This window comes from Variovorax sp. Root473 (genome assembly GCF_001426505.1).
Classification (GTDB): domain Bacteria; phylum Pseudomonadota; class Gammaproteobacteria; order Burkholderiales; family Burkholderiaceae_C; genus Variovorax.
In genome coordinates, this window is the sequence record NZ_LMEV01000001.1 from 356,014 (window position 1) to 375,537 (window position 19,524).

Annotated in this window: 15 protein-coding genes; 13 read left to right on the plus strand and 2 right to left on the minus strand. The window is 69.5% G+C overall.

Annotated features, from left to right (window positions below; genetic code table 11):
- Positions 1-168 precede the first annotated feature (168 nt).
- The 3 genes from ASD34_RS01700 to ASD34_RS01710 are packed head-to-tail and all read left to right on the plus strand — an operon-like array spanning position 169 to position 2,329.
- Positions 169-744: an RNA polymerase sigma factor gene (locus ASD34_RS01700; RefSeq protein ID WP_235509937.1), complete on the plus strand. Its 576-nt coding sequence runs from the start codon at positions 169-171 to the stop codon at positions 742-744.
- A gap of 16 nt (positions 745-760) precedes the next feature.
- Entirely contained in the window at positions 761-1,522 is a 762-nt protein-coding gene (locus ASD34_RS01705) for an anti-sigma factor domain-containing protein (protein WP_056572163.1), read from the plus strand.
- Between the two features lie 45 nt (positions 1,523-1,567).
- Positions 1,568-2,329 (plus strand): SGNH/GDSL hydrolase family protein, encoded by a 762-nt coding sequence (locus ASD34_RS01710; RefSeq protein WP_056572460.1) that lies wholly within the window; start codon positions 1,568-1,570, stop codon positions 2,327-2,329.
- A 124-nt stretch (positions 2,330-2,453) separates the two neighbouring features.
- Here the strand turns inward: ASD34_RS01710 and opgC are convergent, their stop codons facing one another.
- Positions 2,454-3,596 (minus strand): OpgC domain-containing protein, encoded by a 1,143-nt coding sequence (opgC, locus tag ASD34_RS01715; RefSeq protein WP_056572165.1) that lies wholly within the window; start codon positions 3,594-3,596, stop codon positions 2,454-2,456.
- 183 nt (positions 3,597-3,779) lie between these two features.
- Here opgC and ASD34_RS01720 point away from each other — a divergent pair, with 183 nt between their 5' ends.
- The 5 genes from ASD34_RS01720 to ASD34_RS01740 all read left to right on the plus strand — a co-directional run bounded on the left by ASD34_RS01720 (position 3,780) and on the right by ASD34_RS01740 (position 11,601).
- On the plus strand, positions 3,780-9,773 hold the full coding sequence (locus ASD34_RS01720; RefSeq protein ID WP_056572462.1) for an alpha-2-macroglobulin family protein: 5,994 nt from the start codon (positions 3,780-3,782) through the stop codon (positions 9,771-9,773).
- Positions 9,774-9,798: 25 nt separating this feature from the next.
- Positions 9,799-10,497, plus strand: coding sequence for a hypothetical protein (locus ASD34_RS01725; RefSeq protein ID WP_235509938.1), 699 nt, complete (start codon positions 9,799-9,801; stop codon positions 10,495-10,497).
- Between the two features lie 20 nt (positions 10,498-10,517).
- Positions 10,518-10,742: a hypothetical protein gene (locus ASD34_RS01730; protein WP_056572168.1), complete on the plus strand. Its 225-nt coding sequence runs from the start codon at positions 10,518-10,520 to the stop codon at positions 10,740-10,742.
- A 92-nt stretch (positions 10,743-10,834) separates the two neighbouring features.
- On the plus strand, positions 10,835-11,200 hold the full coding sequence (locus ASD34_RS01735; protein ID WP_056572170.1) for a nuclear transport factor 2 family protein: 366 nt from the start codon (positions 10,835-10,837) through the stop codon (positions 11,198-11,200).
- A gap of 110 nt (positions 11,201-11,310) precedes the next feature.
- Positions 11,311-11,601, plus strand: coding sequence for a DUF2277 domain-containing protein (locus tag ASD34_RS01740; protein ID WP_056572172.1), 291 nt, complete (start codon positions 11,311-11,313; stop codon positions 11,599-11,601).
- Between the two features lie 180 nt (positions 11,602-11,781).
- Here ASD34_RS01740 and ASD34_RS01745 read toward each other — a convergent pair whose 3' ends face one another.
- Complete coding sequence (locus tag ASD34_RS01745) at positions 11,782-11,988, minus strand: hypothetical protein (RefSeq protein ID WP_056572175.1); 207 nt, start codon at positions 11,986-11,988, stop codon at positions 11,782-11,784.
- A gap of 182 nt (positions 11,989-12,170) precedes the next feature.
- Here ASD34_RS01745 and ASD34_RS01750 point away from each other — a divergent pair, with 182 nt between their 5' ends.
- The 5 genes from ASD34_RS01750 to ASD34_RS01770 all read left to right on the plus strand — a co-directional run.
- Positions 12,171-12,629, plus strand: a complete 459-nt coding sequence (locus tag ASD34_RS01750; RefSeq protein ID WP_056572177.1) for a helix-turn-helix transcriptional regulator — start codon at positions 12,171-12,173, stop codon at positions 12,627-12,629.
- Positions 12,630-12,660: 31 nt separating this feature from the next.
- Positions 12,661-13,071 (plus strand): VOC family protein, encoded by a 411-nt coding sequence (locus tag ASD34_RS01755; protein ID WP_056572179.1) that lies wholly within the window; start codon positions 12,661-12,663, stop codon positions 13,069-13,071.
- Positions 13,072-13,154: 83 nt separating this feature from the next.
- A complete protein-coding gene (locus ASD34_RS01760; RefSeq protein ID WP_056572181.1) occupies positions 13,155-15,584 on the plus strand; it encodes an ATP-binding cassette domain-containing protein in 2,430 nt (809 codons plus the stop codon).
- 88 nt (positions 15,585-15,672) lie between these two features.
- Complete coding sequence (pbpC, locus tag ASD34_RS01765; protein WP_056572464.1) at positions 15,673-17,937, plus strand: penicillin-binding protein 1C; 2,265 nt, start codon at positions 15,673-15,675, stop codon at positions 17,935-17,937.
- A gap of 14 nt (positions 17,938-17,951) precedes the next feature.
- On the plus strand, positions 17,952-19,364 hold a 1,413-nt coding region (locus ASD34_RS01770), incomplete at its 3' end, for a TPM domain-containing protein (RefSeq protein WP_235509939.1).
- Positions 19,365-19,524: the final 160 nt, after the last annotated feature.

Here is a 19,524-nt window from a genome sequence, read left to right on the forward strand (position 1 = left end):
GATGGTGAAAAAAAGAAAGGGCCGCCGTCTGGAGTTCTGCATGTCGACGCCTCCCCGTCCCCCTGTACGCAGCGCAAGGCCCGTTGGATTCACGCCGGGTGCGATTGAATCCGCCCGCACCGTCGGGCCGTACCTTGGGCATGCGCACCGATGCCCCACAATCCGCCGATGACCGCACCCAGCCCCGACGCCGAACTGATGGCGCTGATCGACCGGATCGGCCATCGCGACGAAGCCGCCCTGCGGCAGCTCTACGACCGCACCTCGCCCCGCCTCATGGGGCTGGCGATGCGCGTGGTGCGCCAGCGCGAATGGGCCGAAGACGTGCTGCAGGAATCCTTCCTCACCGTCTGGCGCGTGGCCGCCGACTACCGCGCCTCGCTGAGTCCGCCGATGGCCTGGCTGGGGCTCATCGTGCGCAGCCGCTCGCTCGACCTGCTGCGCCGACGCACCGCCGACCGCGCCCAGCTCACGCAGGAATTCGACGAGCTCATGGCCGACACCTTCGAATCCGACACGCCCAACCCGGCCGACATGGCCGATGCGGGCGAACAGGCCTGGGCGCTGCACCAGTGCCTGAGCCAGCTCGAGGGCCGCCAGCGCGAGGTGGTCAGCCTGGCCTACCTGCGCGAGCTGAGCCACAGCGAACTGGCCGAACAGCTCAAGCTGCCGCTGGGCACCGTGAAGACCTGGATCCGGCGCGGGCTCGACAAGCTGCGCACCTGCATGGGCCGTTTCGCCTGATCCCGAGGACCGCCCCATGAACCTCCTTGCCCATCCCGAGCTGCTCGAACTGCTGGCCGCGAGCCATGCGCTCGGCACACTGCGCGGCGGCGCCCGCCGCCGCTTCGAAACCCTGGCGCGCGAGCAGGCGCCCGTGCGCGCCGCCGCGCTGGTCTGGCAGGGCCGGCTGGCCAGCATGACCGAACTGCAGCAGCCCGTCACGCCCGACCCGGCCGTCTGGACCCGCATCCGCAACCTGATCGACGCCGAGCAGGCGCAGCAGGCCCTTGCGCGGCAGCGCGACGCCGCCATGCCCCTCACCGCACCGTCGACGACCACCACTGGCGGCTGGCTGCGCAGCCTCGCGCTGTGGCGCGGCGCGGCTGCGGCCGGCGCGCTCGTGGCCGTGCTGGCCGTGGGCGTGGGCGTGAACCTGCGCGAGCAACTCATCAACGCGCCCGCCGTGCAGTACGTGGCCGTGCTGTCCGACGACAAGGCCGCCGCCTCCATGCTCGTGACCTTCGATCCCAAGAAGAAGCAGCTCGTGCTGCAGCGCGTGGGCAACTTCCGAGAAGGCACCGACAAGTCGCTGCAGCTGTGGGCCCTGCCGCCCGGCGGCGCGCCGCGCTCGCTCGGCGTGCTCGACAATGCACCGGCGCTGCGGCTGGCCGCCTCGGAATCCGATGTGCGCGTGCCGGCGCTGGCGATCAGCCTGGAGCCCAAGGGCGGCGTGCCCAGCGCGGGCGGCCCGACCGGGCCGGTGCTGTTCCATGGCCCGCTGATCGAAAAAACGCTCTGACCCTGTCCTGATTTCTCCGCTTTCGTCTTCTTTCCGATGCCTTCGATGAAATCCGCACTGGCGGCCACCGCCGCCTTGCTGCTTCTTGCAACCGCTGCCTTCACCGCCCAGGCCCAGACCGCAGCCGCCGCCTTCCCCTACGAAGCCGACGGCACCGCGGCCGCCGACACCACCTCCGCCTACCTCGCCGCCAAGGCCCGCTGGCACAACGAACTGGCCGCCTTCGCGCGCGCCGACCAGGAGCGCTTTCCGGCGCCGGGCGGCGTGGTGTTCGTGGGCAGCTCCACGGTGCGCATGTGGACCCGCCTGTCGCAGGATTTTTCCCGCGTGCCGGGCGGCATCGTCAACCGCGGCTTCGGCGGCTCGACGCTGGCCGACTGCGCCCTGTTCGCACGCGACCTCGTGGTGCGCTACAAGCCCCGGCAGGTGGTGCTCTATGCGGGCGACAACGACCTGGCCGAAGGCCGCACGCCGCTGCAGGTGCTGGACAGCTTCGCGCGCTTTGCCAACGCGGTGCGCGCCGAGCTGCCCGACGCGCGCATCAGCTTCATCTCGGTCAAGCCCAGCCCGTCGCGCGAGCAGCTCATGCCGCAGATCCGCGAGACCAACCACGTGATCTCGGCCTACCTGAACCTGCTGCCCAACAGCGAGTACATCGACATCCACACGCCGATGCTCGGCGCGGATGGACGGCCACGCCCGGAGCTGTTCCGTGGCGACCGGCTGCACCTGACGGACGAGGGCTACCGCCTGTGGCAGTCGGTGGTGGCGCCGCATCTTCCGATGCCGCCTGCGGTACAGCCCTGAGCCGACAGCCGACGCGATTCATTCGGGAGACACCGCGGAACCGGCTTTGCCGGGCTGCAGGTGTCGCCCCGGTAGGGGGTAGGAGAAGCGACACGAAGTGCGCGAAGCCTGGGGGCGAGTTCTTTCACGCCGGCGCAGGCTGCGACGGCACATCGTCCGCCGGCGGCGGCACGTCGGCGCCGCGCGTGAAACGCGCCACGAAATACATCCCCGCGAACACCGCCGCCAGCAGCAGGCCGTCGCCCCACCAGGGCCGCGCCATCTGGTTGTCGCCGTAGAAGGCCAGCACCAGCAGCACCGCCACGAGGTGCGCGCAGAACACCGGCAGCGAGGCCGAGCCCATGGCTTCGAGCCAGTGCAGGCGCGGGATCCTGCGCATGAGCCACGGCCCGAAGCGCACCGCCAGGATGCCCAGCGCCACCAGGTTCACGATGCGCAGCGGGCCGAGCTGCCACTTGTCGAACAGCAGGTTCAGTTCCACGTCGCCACCGAATGGCGCCTGGCCGTTGATGCCGGTGTGGCGCCAATGGAAACCGTAGAGCGCGATGCCGGCCGCCAGCACCAGCAGCCAGGCCGGAAATCGCAGCGGCCCGGCATCGGGCGCGTGGCGGCTGGCGCCCAGGCACAGGCCCGCGAACCAGAGGAACTGCCAGGCGTAGGTGTTGAAGGCGCCCATCTCGTGGAACGGCACCGGCACGCCGAGGTAGCGCACCGCCAGCCCGTAGACCCACTCGCTGAGCCCGAACTGCGCCATCGCCCAGACCGTGGCGCTGGCCACCATCACGAGCGTCCAGCCGTGGCGCATGGCGAAGGCCAGCACCCAGGGGCTCATGAGCATGAAGAAGATGTACATCGGCAGGATGTCCAGCAGCGGCGGCTCGTAGACCAGCAGCAGCCCGAACAGGAAGCCGTCGCGCGGCTCCGCCAGGTAGTACGACACGAGGTTCTTGACCGCCGGCTGGTCGATGTGCACGCCGAGCGCCGCGATCACCGTGAACAGGAACAGCAGGATCGCCGCCTGGCACAGGTAGACCTTGACCACGCGCCGCCAGAAGGCCTGGCGCATCGAGTCGACCCCGCGCACGTGGCCGATGCGGCTGTAGACCAGGCCGGCCACGAAGGCCGACAGCAGCACGAAGCCCTCGGCGGCCGAGACGAAGCCAAAAGGTTGACCCAGCGGATCGGTCAGCCGCGTGGGAAGGTGGGTGACGGTCATCAGCACGAGCATCAGCCCGCGCAAGGCGTCTATTTCCCAGTAGCGTTTCATTCGGTCGGCGGCGAGGTCTTGGTGGCGGTCTGCGCAGCGCACGCACGACGTCAGCGATTGTAAGAAGACCGGCGTACGTCGACCGAACGCACGCTTCAAACACGGACGGCCTATGACCCTTGGCACTCCCGAAACGCCATGCAAATCGGCTACCCTGCGCGCTGCCTCAAGGTGGAGAACTCCGTGAACCGTTTCATTCCGACATTGCTTCTGGCCGCCGGCACGCTCGCGGCAGGCCCGGGCTTTGCACTTCAGATCACCAGCCTGACCCCGCAGGGCGAAGTGGCGCGCGTGCGCCAGGTCGTCGCCAAATTCGATCAGGCGGCGGTCAACTTCGGCGACCCCAAGGCGCCGCCCCCGCTCACCGTGAGCTGCTCCAACGCGCAGGCCGGCAAGGGCACCGGCCGCTGGACCGACGCCAAGGCCTGGGTCTACGACTTCGAGAACGACCTGCCGCCCGGCGTGCGCTGCACGGTCACCCGCATCCCCACCTTCAAGCCCGCGGGTGGCGGTGAGCTGACCGGACCCGAGAGCTATCAATTCAACAGCGGCGGCCCGTTCGTGCGCAACTACATGCCGGGCACCTACGCCCGCATCGACGAGCAGCAGATGTTCGTGCTCGAACTCAACGGCGCGGCCGCGCTCGACAGCGTGCGCCAGAACGTCTGGTGCGCGGCCGACGGTGTCGGCGAGCGCATTCCGGCCAGGCTGCTCGAGGGCGAGGCGCGCACCGGATTGCTGAAGGCCTTCCACCGCGAGAAGGAGGCCGCGAAAGACCCGCTGCGCTTCATCACGATGCAGTGCAACCGCACGCTCACGCCGGGCGCCAAGGTGCAGGTCGTCTACGGCAAGGGCGTGGCCACGCCGTCGGGCGTGGCCAATGCCACGGAACGCCGTTTCGATTACCAGGTGCGCGAGCCCTTTGCGGTGTCGTTCAGCTGCGAGCGCGAGAACGCACAGGCCGCCTGCCTGCCGCTGCGCCCGATGCAGCTGCAGTTCAATGCCCCGGTCACGCGCAAGGTGGCCTCGCAGATCGTGCTCAAGGGCGACGGCAAGACGATCAAGGCCACGCTGGAGAACGACGGCGGCTCGCAGAGCGACGACGACGTGGTCAACAGCGCGAGCTTCGGCCCGCCGCTGGCCGAGAGCTCGCAGTTCACCGTCGAGCTGCCTTCCGGCTTCCAGGACGCCTCGGGTCGCGCGCTGGGTTCGCCCGGCAGTTTCCCGCTGAAGGTCGCGACTGGCGCCATGCCGCCGCTGGCCAAGTTCGCGGCCTCGCCCTTCGGCGTGATCGAGCGGCTGGCCGAGCCCGACACCCCGGCCATGATGCCGGTCACGGTGCGCCGCGTGGAGCCGCAGCTCATGGTGCAGGCGCTCACGCCCGGCAAGGTGAGCGACCTCAACCCCAAGACCGACGCCGAGATCATCGCGTGGTACCGCAAGGTGCGCCGCTACGACAGCTACACGGTCAGCCGCGACACCGCGCGCCGCGACGTGAAGGGCGCCCTGCCCCCGGTCATCGACAGGAACGAACGCACGCACGTGCAGACCCGCATGGTGTCGCTTCTCGGCGGCCAGCCGGGCGTGAAGGCGCTGGACATGCCCAAGGCCGAAAGCGGCGATCCGCGGCCGTTCGAGGTCATCGGCATTCCGCTGACGCCGGGCTTCCACGTGCTGGAGATCGCGTCGCAGAAGCTCGGCGAGGCCCTGCTCGACGAGCGCTACAACGCCGGCCGCACGATGTACGTGCGCACCACCGCGCTGGCCACCAACCTGGCCGTGCACTTCAAGCTGGGCCGCGAGAACTCGATGGCCTGGGTCACCACGCTCGACAAGGGCAAGGTGGTGGCGGGCGCCGAGGTGCGCGTGTCCAGCTGCGACGGCAAGGCCGTGGCCACCGGCACCACCGACGCCAGCGGCATCGTGATGCTCAACGGCGTGTCGCCCGATGCACCGAGCTGCAACGGCCCGAACGAGTACGAGACCAGCGCCTGGTTCGTGAGCGCGCGCGCCAAGGACGACAAGGGCGTGGAAGACCTCGCCTTCACCTGGAGCGACTGGCAGCGCGGCATCGAGCCCTGGCGCTTCAACGTGCCCACCAGCCTGGACGTGCGCCCCGACGGCATCGCCCACACCATCTTCGACCGCACGCTGCTGCGCGCCGGCGAGACGGTGTCGATGAAGAGCCTGCTGCGCACGCAGACCAGCAAGGGCTTCGGCCTGCCGGAGAACCGGCCCGACACGCTCGTCGTGACCCACATGGGCAGCGGCCAGCGCTTCACCCAGCCGCTGGCCTGGCGCAAGACCGCCACCGGCGGCCTGAGCGCCGAGAACAGCTTTGCCATTCCGCCGGCCGCCAAGCTCGGCGTGTACCAGGTCGAACTGCGCAGCGGCGACAAGGACGGTGAGAGCAGCGACGAGGGCTACAACCGCAGCTTCTCCACCGGCATCTTCCGCGTCGAGGAGTTCCGCCTGCCCGTGCTCGAAGGCCGCATCGCGCCCACCGAGAAGAAGCCGCTGGTGGCCGCCACGAGCGTGCCCACCGACGTGCAGATCAACTACGTGGCCGGCGGCGGCGCCGCCAACCTGCCGGTGCGCGTGTCGGCCATGGTGCGCGGCAAGGGCCTGAGTTTTTCCGACTACGACGCCTTCAGCTTCAACCCGCCGCGCGCTTCCGACGGCAGCGAAGCCGCCACGGCCGCCGACACGGGCGCCGGCGAGGAAGACCTCAACAGCGTGAACGACACCCGCGTGATCGCCGACAAGCTGCCGCTCACGCTGAACAAGGACGGCGCCGGCAAGGTCACGATCGACAAGGTGCCCAAGGTGAAGGCCGCGCGCGAGCTGCTGCTCGAAGCCACCTACGCCGACCCGAACGGCGAGGTGCAGACCATTCGCAGCACACAGACGCTGTGGCCCGCGTCGGTCATTGCCGGCATCAAGACCGAGGGCTGGGTCTCGACCAGCCAGAAGCTCAAGTTCCAGGCGCTCGCGCTCGACCTGACGGGCAAGCCCCAGGCCGGCGTGACGCTCAACGTGCGCGCCGTGGCGCGCATCACCACCACCAGCCGCAAGCGCATGGTGGGCGGCTTCTACACCTACGACAACAAGACCGAGACAAAAGACATCGGCACCGTCTGCACCGGCAAGAGCGACTCGCGCGGCCTGCTGCTGTGCGAGTCGGAGTTGAAGGAGGCGGGTGAGGTCGAACTCATTGCCAGCGCCACCGACAGCGACGGCCGCAGCGCCAGCGCCGTGAGCTCGGTCTACGTGACCAGGCAGGGCGAACTGTGGTTCGGCGGCGAGGACAACGACCGCATCGACGTGCTGCCCGAGAAGAAGAGCTACCAGCCCGGCGAGGTCGCCAAGTTCCAGGTGCGCAGCCCGTTCCGCTTTGCCACCGCGCTGGTGGCCGTGGAGCGCGAAGGCATCATCGAGACGCACGTGGTGCAGCTCGACGGCAAGGACCCGACGGTCTCGCTGCAGGTCAAGCCCGAGTGGGGCCCGAACGCCTACGTGAGCGTGCTCGCGCTGCGCGGGCGCCTGCGCGAAGTGCCGTGGTACAGCTTCTTCACCTGGGGCTTCAAGGCGCCGCGCGAGTGGTGGACCGCCTTCTGGTACGAAGGCAAGGAATACGTCGCGCCCACCGCCATGGTCGACCTGAGCAAGCCGGCCTACCGCCTGGGCATGGCCGAGATCCGCGTCGGCACGCGCGCGCACCAGATCGACGTGACCGTCACCAGCGACAAACCCAGCTACCCGATCCGCAGCAAGGCGCAGGTGACCATCAGCGCCAAGCTGCCCGACGGCAAGCCGGCCGCCGGCGCCGAAGTGGCACTGGCCGCGGTCGACCAGGCCCTGCTGGAGCTCATGCCCAACGACAGCTGGAACCTGCTCAACGCGATGCTGCAGCGACGCAGCTGGGGCGTGAGCACCTCCACCGCGCAGATGGAAATCGTCGGCCGGCGCCACTACGGTCGCAAGGCCGTGCCCGCCGGCGGTGGCGGCGGCAAGGGCCAGACGCGCGAACTGCTCGACACCCTGCTCGTGTGGAACCCGAAGATCGTGCTCGACGCCAACGGCCAGGCCGTGGTGACGGTGCCGCTGAACGACGCGCTCACCACCTTCAAGATCGTGGCCGTGGCCGATGCGGGCACCAGCCTGTTCGGCACCGGCCAGGCCAGCATCCAGGCCACGCAAGATTTGCAGATCATCAGCGGCCTGCCGCCGCTGGTGCGCGAGGACGACCAGTTCCGCGCGCAGATCACCTTGCGCAACACCACGCAAAAGCCGATGAAGGTGGAAGCCACGCCGCGCGCCACGCTGCTCACGCTCGAAACGCAGACCGTCGACATCCCGGCCGGCGAATCGCGCGAAGTGGCCTGGAACGTGACCGCGCCCGCGCAGCTCGCGCAGACGCGTGCCGAAGCCATCCTGTGGGAGATCGAGGCGAAAGACACGGTCGGTGGCGCGCGCGACGCACTCAAGGTGCGCCAGCGCATCGTGCCCGCCGTGCCGCTCACCGTGCAGCAAGCCACGCTGGTGCAGGTCGACGGGCCGTTCACGCTCGACGTGGCACCGCCCGCCGACGCCCTGCCCGGCCGCGGCGGCCTGAAGATGTCGGTGCAGCCCAAGCTGGCCGAAGGCCTGCCGGGCGTGCGCGACTGGTTCGCCAACTACCCCTTCAGCTGCCTCGAGCAGAAGACCAGCAAAGCGGTCGGCCTGCGCGACGCGAAGATGTGGCAAGGCGTGCTGGCCACGTTGCCGACCTACCTGGACGGCGACGGCCTGGCCAGCTATTTCCCGCCGCGCGACGGCGAAGCCAACCGCGGCAGCGACATCCTCACGTCGTACCTGCTCGCGGCCACGCACGAGGCGGCCCAGCTCAACCCGGCCTTCGCGCTCGCCGACGACGCGCGCGCACCGATGGAATCGGGCCTGATCGCGTTCGTCGAAGGCCGTGTCACGCGCGAGTTCTGGAGCCCGCGCAAGGACCTGGACGTGCGCAAGCTCGCCGCGCTCGAAGCCTTGTCGCGCTACGGCAAGGCCAGGGGCAGCATGCTCGGCAGCATCACCATCGCGCCGAACCAGTGGCCCACCAGCGCGGTGATCGACTGGCTCAATATCCTGAAGCGCGTGAACGACGTGCCGCAGCGCCAGCAGCGCCTGGACGAAGCCAACAACGTGCTGAAGGCGCGCCTGTCCTACCAGGGCACCAAGCTCATCTTCAGCACCGAGCAGGACGACTACTGGTGGTGGCTCATGACGAACGGCGACGTCAACACCGCGCGCCTGCTGCTCAGCGTGATGGACGACCCGAGCTGGAAGGACGACATCGGCAAGCTCGCCAACGGCTTCATCGGCCGCCAGCAGAACGGCGCCTGGCACACCACCACCGCCAACCTGTGGGGCGGACTGGCGCTGGAGAAGTTCAGCAAGGTGTTCGAAAGCACCCCGGTGGCCGGCGTCACGGCCGCCACGCTCGGCGCGGTGAAGGCGCAGGTCGACTGGAGCAAGGTCGAGCGCGTGAAGGCCAGCGACCCGTCCGGAGCCCCGAACCAGACCACCATGTTCGGCGCGCCCGCCTCGCCGGGCAACCTGCGCAACAACACGATGTTCCTGCCGTGGGCGGCATCGCCTTCCGGTGCACCGGTGCGCGACACGCTGCTGGTGACGCAGCAGGGCACCGGCAAGCCGTGGCTCACGCTGCAGTCGCTGGCTGCCGTGCAGCTGAAGGCGCCATTCGCGGCGGGCTACGCGCTCAAGAAGACCATCACGCCGGTCGAGCAGGCCGTGGCCGGCAAGTACACGCGCGGCGACGTGCTGCGCGTGAGCATCGAGGTCAACGCCAGCACCGACATGACCTGGGTCGTCATCAGCGACCCGGTCCCGGGCGGCGCCACCATCCTGGGCAGCGGCCTGGGCCGCGACTCGGAGATCGCCTCGCAGGGCGAGAAGCGGAGCGGCTCCTTGCCGGCGTTCGAAGAACGCAGCTTCGAGGCCTTCCGCAGCTACTACGCGTACATGGCCAAGGGCGTGATGAAGCTGGAGTACACGGTGCGCCTGAACAACGTCGGCGACTTCGCGCTGCCGCCCAGCCGCGTGGAAGCGCTGTACGCACCCGAGATGTTCGGAGAGACGCCGAATGCGCGGGTGAAGGTGGAGGCGGCGAAGTAACCATCAGCCCGCACAGCGAACGCGCGTGCCGCAACTGCGCCACGTTCGCTGTCCGGCGCATTGCAACAAGGAGGACCCTATGGGCCTGTCCATTTCCGTCGGCATCCTCGCCGACCTGATCGAGAACGATCCAGAGAGCGCGGAACACTTCGAGGCGGATTTCGCCGCCGCAAACCGTAAGCTCACCGAAGCCGGCCTGCCGCCGCACGTGGAGCCTCGTACCTTGCCACCGCTCGAATCCCGTGCGCCGCTCGACGGCCTGCCCTATTCGTTCATCCACTACCTGCGCCGCGCCTACGCGCACCGCGTGACGTCGCCCGGATGGATCGCCACCCCGCTGCCGGAAGACACCGACCCCACCGAAGACGAGACGCTCGAAGACGTGGCCGGCATGTTCGAAAGCCACCTGCTGTGCCACTCCGACGCGGAGGGTTTCTACCTGCCGATCGACTTCGAGGACGTGATCTTTGCCCACGAAGACGAGACCGACCTGCCCGGCGGCATGCTCGGCTCCTCATACCGCCTGCGCGAAGAACTGGTGCTGGTCGCGCCCGCACTCGGCATCACGCTCACGGACGGCGAGCTGTCGAACGAAGAAGCCGCGCGGCTCGCCGACAACATGGGCGAGGACGAAGGCCTCTACCGCGAGATCGAGTCGTGGCTGCTTCTGTATGAATCGGCGCGGCTGAGCATTGCGCACGGGACGGCGATCGTTTTCAGCTGAGCGGTTGCGCACGAGCCCGCATGGTCCTTCTTCTGCCACTGTTGCTCATGGTCGTCCTCGTGGCGGTCGTCCTCTTCGGCGGCTATCTCCTGCGCGCCGTTCTGCCTGCGGAACATGCGCTGCAGGCACGGCTCACTGACGAGGCCATCTCGCGCTACGTTGACGTCGTCGCGAAGAACGCCAAGGGCATCCTGGCGTGCCTCCTGATTCTGTATTTCACAGTGGTTACGTTTCTCTATTCGTAGCTTGTGCGCGAGCCTGCGCCCACTGGCCCGCGCTCCGCCCCGGGTCTAAACTCCCGCCTCCGTCTTCTCCCCTCCCTTTCAAAGGAGCATGCATGAACACCCAGGAAATCGCCGCGAAGCTCGTGACGCTGTGCAAGGCAGGGACCTTCGACGAAGCGCTGGCGCTGTACGCGCCCGAGGCCGTCAGCGTCGAGGCGAGTGCGCCGCCCGGCATGTCGCGCGAATCGATGGGCCTGTCGGCGATCCGCGCCAAGGGCGAATGGTGGGTCGCCAACCACGAGGTGCACGCGTTCCAGGTGGCCGGCCCCTGGCCGCACGACGACCGCTTCATCGTCGGCTTCCGCTTCGACGTGACCATGAAGCCCACCGGCCAGCGCTTCACGATGGAAGAGATGACGCTGTACACCGTCAAGGACGGCAAGATCGTTCGGGAAGAGTTCTTCTACGAAGGCAGTTGAGCCTGGCCCGGGGCCTCCGGGAGGCCTTTCAACGGGCGCTGCGAAAAAGATGCTGTTTCGCTAGACTGGCCCGCGCGGCCCCCGCGCCGCGCCTGACCGGAGCATTGGCCATGTGCCGCAGCATCAAAACCCTCTACAACTTCGAGCCCCCTGCCACCGAGCAGGAAATCCGCGCTGCCGCCCTGCAGTTCGTGCGCAAGCTCAGCGGTTTCAGCGTGCCCTCGCGCGCCAACGAGCAGGCCTTCGAACGCGCCGTCGACGAGGTGGCCACCACCGCCGCGCGGCTGATCGACTCGCTGGTCACCACGGCCGAGCCGCGCGACCGTGCCGTCGAGGCGGAGCGCGCCAAGGCGCGGTCCGCGCTGCGTTTCGGCACGCCGACATCGACGTCGAACGCATGAAGAAGACTTCGTTGCCGCGCTGAACGGCGCGCCCAACGCCACGCTCTATGCCATGTTCGCGAGCTCGACGGCCGACTGCTCGCTTCGCCGCGCTGCCCGAGCACACCTGCAGCGCACAAGAACAAAGACCGCGAGGCACACAGCCTCGCGGTCTTTCTTTTTGGGGTTTGAGTTCCGGTATCAGTTGCGATACGGATTGTTCGGACGGCGGTCGTAGCGATTGGGCACGCCATCGTTGTCGCGATCGCGGTCGTAGCGGTTGGGCACGCCGTCACGGTCGCGGTCGTAGCCATGGCCGCGCGGAGGCGGCCCGCGGTCGTAGGGGGCGACCACGCAACCAGCCAGGATGGCCGAGGCGGCCAGCAGAAGCGCGAGTGTTTTTGTCATGCGGAGTTCTCCTTGGGTGAGCGGTACGGTCGGGCGCGCCTGCTGCGAGCCCGTACCGTATTGAAGACCACCTGGGTGCGCATCGGGTTTCCAGATGCGCTGGCTTGTGTGAAGTTCGTTACCGGATGTGGAACCTTCGTGTGCGCTTGAGCACGCCTATAGGACATGGCACGATCCGGCCGATGACCCGCAGCCCCTCTGTCGCGCAGCCCCAGCCCTCCTTGTCCGACCTTGCACGGCTGCGCCGCGTGCGCGACCGCATCGACCGCGAATACGCACAGCCGCTCGACGTGGAAGCGCTCGCGCGCGACGCGAACATGTCGGGCGGGCACCTCAGCCGCCAGTTCCGGCTCGCGTATGGCGAGTCACCCTACGCCTACCTGATGACGCGGCGCATCGAGCGCGCGATGGCGCTGCTGCGCCGCGGCGACCTCAGCGTGACCGAGGTCTGCTTCGAGGTCGGTTGCGCCTCGCTGGGCACCTTCACCACGCGCTTCACCGAGTTGGTCGGCGTGTCGCCCGGCGTCTACCGGCGCGAGGCGGCGCAGGCCACGCAGGGCATGCCGGCGTGCATCGCCAAACAGGTGACGCGCCCGATCAGGAATCGAGAAGCGCGAAACCCCGCCTCGCACCTAGCATGACGGCCCGACACAACCACGGACCCTCGCCATCATGAATCTCAGCATCCATTCGAGCTTTCTCCCGCACACCGACGCGCAGGCCTCGCTGGCCTTCTACCGCGACACCCTGGGCTTCGAGGTGCGCAACGACGTCGCCTATGGCGGCATGCACTGGATCACGGTCGGCCCGGCCGGCCAGCCCGGCACCTCCATCGTGCTGTACCCGCCGGCCGCCACGCCCGGGCTCACCGACGACGAACGCCGCACCATCGCCGAGATGATGGCCAAGGGCACTTTTGCCTCGCTGCTGCTGGCCACGCCCGACCTCGAAGGCACCTTCGAGCGGCTGCAGGCCCGCAGCACCGAGATCGTGCAGGAGCCCACCGATCAGCCCTACGGCGTGCGCGACTGCGCGGTGCGCGACCCGGCGGGCAACCTGATCCGCATCCAGCAGACGCGCTGAGCCGGCGCCCCGCCCCCTGACTGACCTGCACGGGCGCCGCCGCCGTGGCGGCCCCGTGCCCCCTTCCAGAGACGAAAGATCCGATGAGCAGCAAGGCCCCGAAGAAGGACGCAAAAGCCACCAGGCGCACGAACAGCACGAAGGACGCCAGGGACACCGGCGGCCGGTACGCCGCCGACCACCACGACCTCATCCGCGTGCAGGGCGCGCGCGTGAACAACCTCAAGGACATCAGCGTCGAGTTGCCCAAGCGGCGGCTCACGGTGTTCACGGGCGTCTCGGGATCGGGCAAGAGCTCGCTGGTGTTCGGCACCATCGCGGCGGAGTCGCAGCGGCTCCTCAACGAAACCTACAGCGCGTTCGTGCAGGGCTTCATGCCGACGCTGGCGCGGCCCGAGGTCGACGTGCTCGAGGGCCTGACCACCGCGATCATCGTGGACCAGGAGCGCATGGGCGGCGACCCGCGCGCTACCGTCGGCACCGCCACCGACGCCAACGCGATGCTGCGCATCCTGTTCAGCCGCCTGGGCAAGCCACACATCGGCTCGCCCAGCGCCTTCGCCTTCAACGTGCCTTCGGTGAAAGCCACCGGCGCCATCACCGTGGAGCGCGGCAATGCCAGGACGGTGAAGCAGACCTTCAGCCGCACGGGCGGCATGTGCCCGCGCTGCGAAGGCCGGGGCGCCGTGACCGACTTCGACCTGAGCGCGTTCTACGACGACAGCAAGTCGCTCAACGAAGGCGCGCTCACGATTCCCGGCTTCAGCATGGAAGGCTGGTACGGGCGCATCTTCAACGGCTGCGGCTTCTTCGACCCCGACAAGCCAATCCGCAAGTTCACGAAGAAAGAACTCGACGCCCTGCTGCACAAGGAGCCAACGAAGATCAAGGTCGACGGCATCAACCTCACCTACCTGGGCCTCATTCCGCAGGTGCAGAAGTCGTTCCTGGCCAAGGACGTCGAGGCGATGCAGCCGCACATCCGCGCCTTCGTGGAACGCGCCGTGACCTTCACCACCTGTCCCGACTGCGGCGGCACGCGGCTGAGCGAAGCGGCGCGTTCGTCGCGCATCAGGAAGCTCAACATCGCCGAGGCTTGCGCGATGCAGATCAGCGACCTGGCCGTGTGGGTGCGCGGCCTGAACGAACCCTCGGTGGCGCCGCTGCTCGCCAAGCTGGCGCACACGCTCGACTCGTTCGTCGAAATCGGCCTCGGGTACCTCAGCCTGGACCGTCCCTCGGGCACGCTCTCGGGCGGCGAGGCGCAGCGCGTGAAGATGATCCGCCACCTGGGCTCCTCGCTCACCGACGTGACCTACGTGTTCGACGAGCCGACCATCGGCCTGCACCCGCACGACATCCAGCGCATGAACGAGCTGCTGCTGCGGCTGCGCGACAAGGGCAACACGGTGCTGGTGGTGGAGCACAAGCCCGAGGCCATCGCCATCGCCGACCACGTCGTCGACCTCGGCCCCGGCGCGGGCGCGGCGGGCGGCACGGTCTGCTTCGAAGGCAGCGTCGAGGCGCTGCGGGCCAGCGGCACGCTCACGGGCCGGCACCTGGACGACCGGGCCGCGCTCAAGAAGAAGGTGCGCCAGCCCACGGGCGCGCTGCCGATCCGCGGTGCCAAGGCGCACAACCTGCGCAACGTCGATGTCGACATTCCGCTCGGTGTGCTGGTGGTCGTGACCGGCGTGGCGGGTTCGGGCAAGAGCTCGCTGGTGCACGGATCGATACCCGCCGGCGCAGGCGTGGTGTCGGTCGACCAGGGCGCGATCCGCGGCTCGCGGCGCAGCAACCCCGCCACCTACACCGGGCTGCTGGACCCGATCCGCAATGCCTTCGCCAAGGCCAACGGCGTGAAGCCGGCCCTGTTCAGCGCCAACTCGGAAGGCGCCTGCCCCACCTGCAACGGTGCAGGCGTGATCTACACCGACCTGGCGATGATGGCCGGCGTGGCCACGGTCTGCGAGGAGTGCGAGGGCAAGCGCTTCCACGCCTCGGTGCTCGAGCACCGCTTCGGCGGGCGCGACATCAGCGAGGTGCTCGCGATGCCGGTGACCGAGGCTGCCGCCTTCTTCGGCGAGGGCCCGGCGCGCACGCCGGCGGCGCACGCCATCCTGCAACGGCTGGCCGACGTGGGCCTGGGCTACCTGAGCCTGGGCCAGCCGCTCACCACGCTGTCGGGCGGCGAGCGCCAGCGGCTCAAGCTGGCCACGCACATGGCCGAGAAAGGCGGCGTGTACGTGCTCGACGAGCCGACCACCGGCCTGCACCTGGCCGACGTGGCACAGCTGCTGGCCCTGCTCGACCGGCTGGTGGATGCGGGCAAGTCGGTCATCGTCATCGAGCACCACCAGGCGGTGATGGCGCACGCCGACTGGCTCATCGACCTGGGCCCCGGCGCCGGCCACAACGGCGGGCGCGTGGTCTTCGAGGGCACCCCGGCCGACCTTGTCGCCCAGCGCGCCACGCTCACCGGCCAGCACCTCGCGGCCTACGTCGACGCCTGACGCGCCCGCGTGTGAAGGGCCGCCGAAGGCATGGCGGAGAATGGGCTGTCTCCGCTTTGCCGGCCGCGCTGCGGCCCCGTCCGCTGCGATGCCTCCTGCGTCTTCGTCTTCGTTTCCTTCCACCGCCCGCCGCACGCTGACCCTGGCCGTGGTCCTGCTCGCGGCGGCCAGCGCGCCGGCGGCCTGGGCGCTGGCCAGCTTCGAGGAAGTGAAGCGCGACTTCCGCTCCTCCGAAACCGCGGTGCTCGACCGCCACGGCGAACTGCTGCAGCGCGTGCGCACCGACCCCACGGTGCGGCGCGGCCAGTGGACCGCGCTGGCCGACGTGTCGCCCGCGCTGCGCGCGGCCATGCTGCTGAGCGAAGACAAGCGCTTCTACGAACACAGCGGCGTCGACTGGCGCGCCGCCTCGGCCGCGGCCTGGGGCAACCTGTGGAACACGCGCACGCGCGGCGCCTCGACCATCACCATGCAGCTGGCGGGCCTGCTCGACGACGACCTGCGCCGCGCAGCAGGCGGGCGCAGCTTCACGCAGAAGATCGGCCAGACCGTGGCGGCCACGCAGCTGGAACGCCGCTGGCGCAAGGACCAGATCCTGGAGGCCTACCTGAACACGGTGCCCTTCCGGGGCGAGATCGTCGGCATCGATGCGCTCTCGCGCACGCTCTTCGGCAAGGCCCCCAGCGGCCTGGACGCGCGCGAGGCCGCGGTGGCCGCCGCGCTGGTGCGCGCGCCCAACGCCCGGCCCGCGCTGGTGGCGCAGCGCGCCTGCGAGGTGCTGCGCGTGATGGAGCCCGGCGCCAAGGCCGACTGCGAGGCGCTCGACATGTTCGCCAGCGCGGTGGTGCAGCGGCGCGCGTTCGAGCCCAACGAAGGCATCGCGCCACATGCCGCGCGGCGGGTGCTGCGCGAACTGCGTGAGGCCACGGGCACGGCGGGCGACACCACCAGGGCCGCCGCCCCCGCAAGCGTCCGCACCACGCTGCGCGCGCCGCTGCAGCGCTACGCGCTGGACAGCCTGCAGCGCCACCTGCGCGAGCTGCGCGATCGCCACGTCGAAGACGGCGCGCTCGTGGTGCTCGACAACGCGAGCGGCGAGGTGCTGGCCTGGGTCGGCTCCTCGGGCCCGCTGAGCCAGGCCGCCGAGGTCGACGGCGTGACCGCGCTGCGCCAGCCCGGCTCCACGCTCAAGCCGCTGCTGTACGCGCAGGCCATCGCCGAGAAGCGCATCACGGCGGCCTCGCTCATCGAGGACTCGTCGGCGCAGATCAGCACCGCCAGCGGCCTCTACATTCCGCAGAACTACGACCGCCGCTTCAAGGGACCGGTGTCGGCGCGCACCGCGCTGGCCGCCTCGCTCAACGTGCCGGCCGTGCGCACGCTGGTGATGGTGTCGCCCGAGGCCTTCGCGCGCGAGCTGCGCGCCGCCGGCCTGCCGCTGCGCGAAAGCGGCGACTACTACGGCTACAGCCTGGCGCTGGGCAGCGCCGAGGTGTCGCTGCTGTCGCTGGCCAATGCCTACCGCATGGTGGCCAACGGCGGACGCTTGGGGGCGACGACGCTCACGCCACTCGCACCGCGCCCAGCCCCGGCCACCAAAGCCAAGCCGGCAGAAGCAGCGCCGCTGCTCGACCCGCGCGCCGCCTTCATCGTCGGCGACATCCTGTCCGACCCGAACGCGCGCACGCGCACCTTCGGGCTGGACAGCATCCTGTCCACCCGCTTCTGGACCGCCGTGAAGACCGGCACCAGCAAGGACATGCGCGACAACTGGGCCGTGGGCTGGTCGCAGCGCTACACGGTCGGCGTGTGGGTCGGCAACGCGAGCGGCGCCTCGATGTGGGACGTGAGCGGCACCAGCGGCGCCGCGCCGGTGTGGGCCGAGGTGATGCGCTTCCTGCACGCCCGCGAACCCAGCCGCGCGCCCACGCCGCCCGCCGGCCTGGTCGAGGCGCGCGTGAGCTTCGGCCCCGGCGCCGACGGCAGCCCGCTCGAAGCGGCGCGCAGCGAATGGTTCCTGCAGGGCACCGAGCAGCCGCTGTTCGCGCTCGACACCGGCATGGCGACCGATGCGGCCTCCGCGCGCATCACCGCGCCGGCCGACGGCACGATCCTCGCGCTCGACCCCGACATTCCGCCACAGCGCCAGCGCGTGCGCTTCGAATCCGAAGGGCGCGGCGTGCAGTGGCGCATCGACGGCAAGTTCCACGCACGCGGCAACAGCGCGCAATGGCTGCCGTGGCCCGGCCGGCACCTGATCGAGCTGGTGGACGCCAGCGGCAAGGTCGTCGACCAGCGCCGCGTCGAAGTGCGCGGTGCGGGCGTCGTGGCAGCAAGGGGGGCGCGCCGATGAACAGACGGACGTTGATGCCCCGCTGGCTGTCGCTGTGCTTCGCCTTGCTGTTCGTGCTGTGCCTCGCCGGCCCGCGCGCCGTGCAGGCCAAGCCCGTGCCGGTGCCGCCGATGAGCTCGCGCGTGGTCGACCTCGCACAGGCGCTGCCACCCCGCGAGGCCGACGCGCTGCGCCAACAGATCGCCGACATCCAGAGCCGCACCGAGGCCCAGCTCGCGGTGCTCATCGTGCCGACCACGGGCGAGGACAGCATCGAGGCCTACGCCACGCGCGTCTTCGCGAAATGGCGGCTGGGCCGCAGCGAGGCCGACGACGGCATCCTGCTGCTCGTGGCGCGGAAAGACCGGCGCATGCGCATCGAGGTCGGCACCGGGCTCGAAGGCACGGTGACCGACATCCAGGCGGCCCACATCATCGACCGCGAGATGACGCCGCGTTTTCGCGAGGGCGACTTCGCCGGCGGCGTGCAGTCGGCCGTGGGCGCGCTTGCGCGGTTGCTCCAGGGCGAGGTGGGCGTCATCGAACCCGAGTCGCAGCAGATCGTCGTGGATCACGCCGGCGCACCCGACGACGAGAAAACCACCAGCCTGACGAGCGGCGGCCGCGTCACGCCTGAAGGCTGGGGCCTGCTGGGCGTGCTGCTGTGGGGCCTGGGCCTGGGCATCTACCACGGCCGCGGCATCGAGCGCGACCCGCCGCGCGGCACCTCGGCCTCGCGACGCGCCCAGGAGAAAAAAGGCAAGGGCCGGCGCAACGCCAGCGCGGGCCCGGAACCCTGGGCCGACGCGCTGGCGGCAATGAAGCCCGAACCCACGCGTGCGCGCCCTGCCCCGCGCGACCTGCGCCTGGTGCTCGGCCTGCTCGGGGCCGGCCCGCTGGCCGCGGGCGCGGCGCTGCTGAACCCGCCCATCGCACTGGTGCTGGCGATGCCGGCGATCTTTGGCTACGGCCTGGGCTTTCTCTGCGGCATGTCGCGCACGGCCGCCATCTTCATGGGCGGCCTCGTGCTCGTGATCGCGTCGCTGGTCGCCATCGCGTTCACCGTCGGCGCCGATCGCTTCTGGTGGGGCTTCCTGTGGGCGCTGTGCATCGGCGGCGCGACGCTGTTCACGGTGATCATCCTGCGCTGCATGGTCAGCACCTTCCAGCGCAGCGTGGTCAGCTTCTTCGTCCGCCTGGTCATCGTGGCAGGCATCTGCGGCTACGTGGTCCATGAAACCTCGCCCGGCCCGGTGCCGGACACCTCGTGGATTCCCATTGCGCTGGCCGCATTCTTCTCGATGCTGCTGGGCTTCCTGCCGCCCGGCGTCTGGGAATCGGGCGACGACGATGGCGATGGCGACAGTGGCTGGAGCAGCAGCAGTTCGTCATCGTCATCGTCATCGTCATCGTCATCGTCATCGTCATCGTCATCGTCATCGTCATCGNNTTCATCTTCCTCGGACAGCGGCGGTTCGAGCAGCGGCGGCGGCGCCTCGGGCAGTTGGTGATTCGGTCGGCCGCCAGGCGTCTCGGCCACATGCCCCTTCCACCGACCGCGGCTTTTCGCGCGTGATTAAATTCATCCAATCATTCAATGAATAAGCC

Coding starts and splice junctions, on each gene's coding strand:
- ASD34_RS01700 (WP_235509937.1), top strand. CDS start 169: ATGACCGCACCCAGCCCCGACGCCGAACTGATGGCGCTGATCGACCGG.
- ASD34_RS01705 (WP_056572163.1), top strand. CDS start 761: ATGAACCTCCTTGCCCATCCCGAGCTGCTCGAACTGCTGGCCGCGAGC.
- ASD34_RS01710 (WP_056572460.1), top strand. CDS start 1,568: ATGAAATCCGCACTGGCGGCCACCGCCGCCTTGCTGCTTCTTGCAACC.
- opgC (WP_056572165.1), bottom strand. CDS start 3,596: ATGAAACGCTACTGGGAAATAGACGCCTTGCGCGGGCTGATGCTCGTG.
- ASD34_RS01730 (WP_056572168.1), top strand. CDS start 10,518: ATGGTCCTTCTTCTGCCACTGTTGCTCATGGTCGTCCTCGTGGCGGTC.
- ASD34_RS01735 (WP_056572170.1), top strand. CDS start 10,835: ATGAACACCCAGGAAATCGCCGCGAAGCTCGTGACGCTGTGCAAGGCA.
- ASD34_RS01740 (WP_056572172.1), top strand. CDS start 11,311: ATGTGCCGCAGCATCAAAACCCTCTACAACTTCGAGCCCCCTGCCACC.
- ASD34_RS01745 (WP_056572175.1), bottom strand. CDS start 11,988: ATGACAAAAACACTCGCGCTTCTGCTGGCCGCCTCGGCCATCCTGGCT.
- ASD34_RS01750 (WP_056572177.1), top strand. CDS start 12,171: ATGACCCGCAGCCCCTCTGTCGCGCAGCCCCAGCCCTCCTTGTCCGAC.
- ASD34_RS01755 (WP_056572179.1), top strand. CDS start 12,661: ATGAATCTCAGCATCCATTCGAGCTTTCTCCCGCACACCGACGCGCAG.
- ASD34_RS01760 (WP_056572181.1), top strand. CDS start 13,155: ATGAGCAGCAAGGCCCCGAAGAAGGACGCAAAAGCCACCAGGCGCACG.
- pbpC (WP_056572464.1), top strand. CDS start 15,673: ATGCCTCCTGCGTCTTCGTCTTCGTTTCCTTCCACCGCCCGCCGCACG.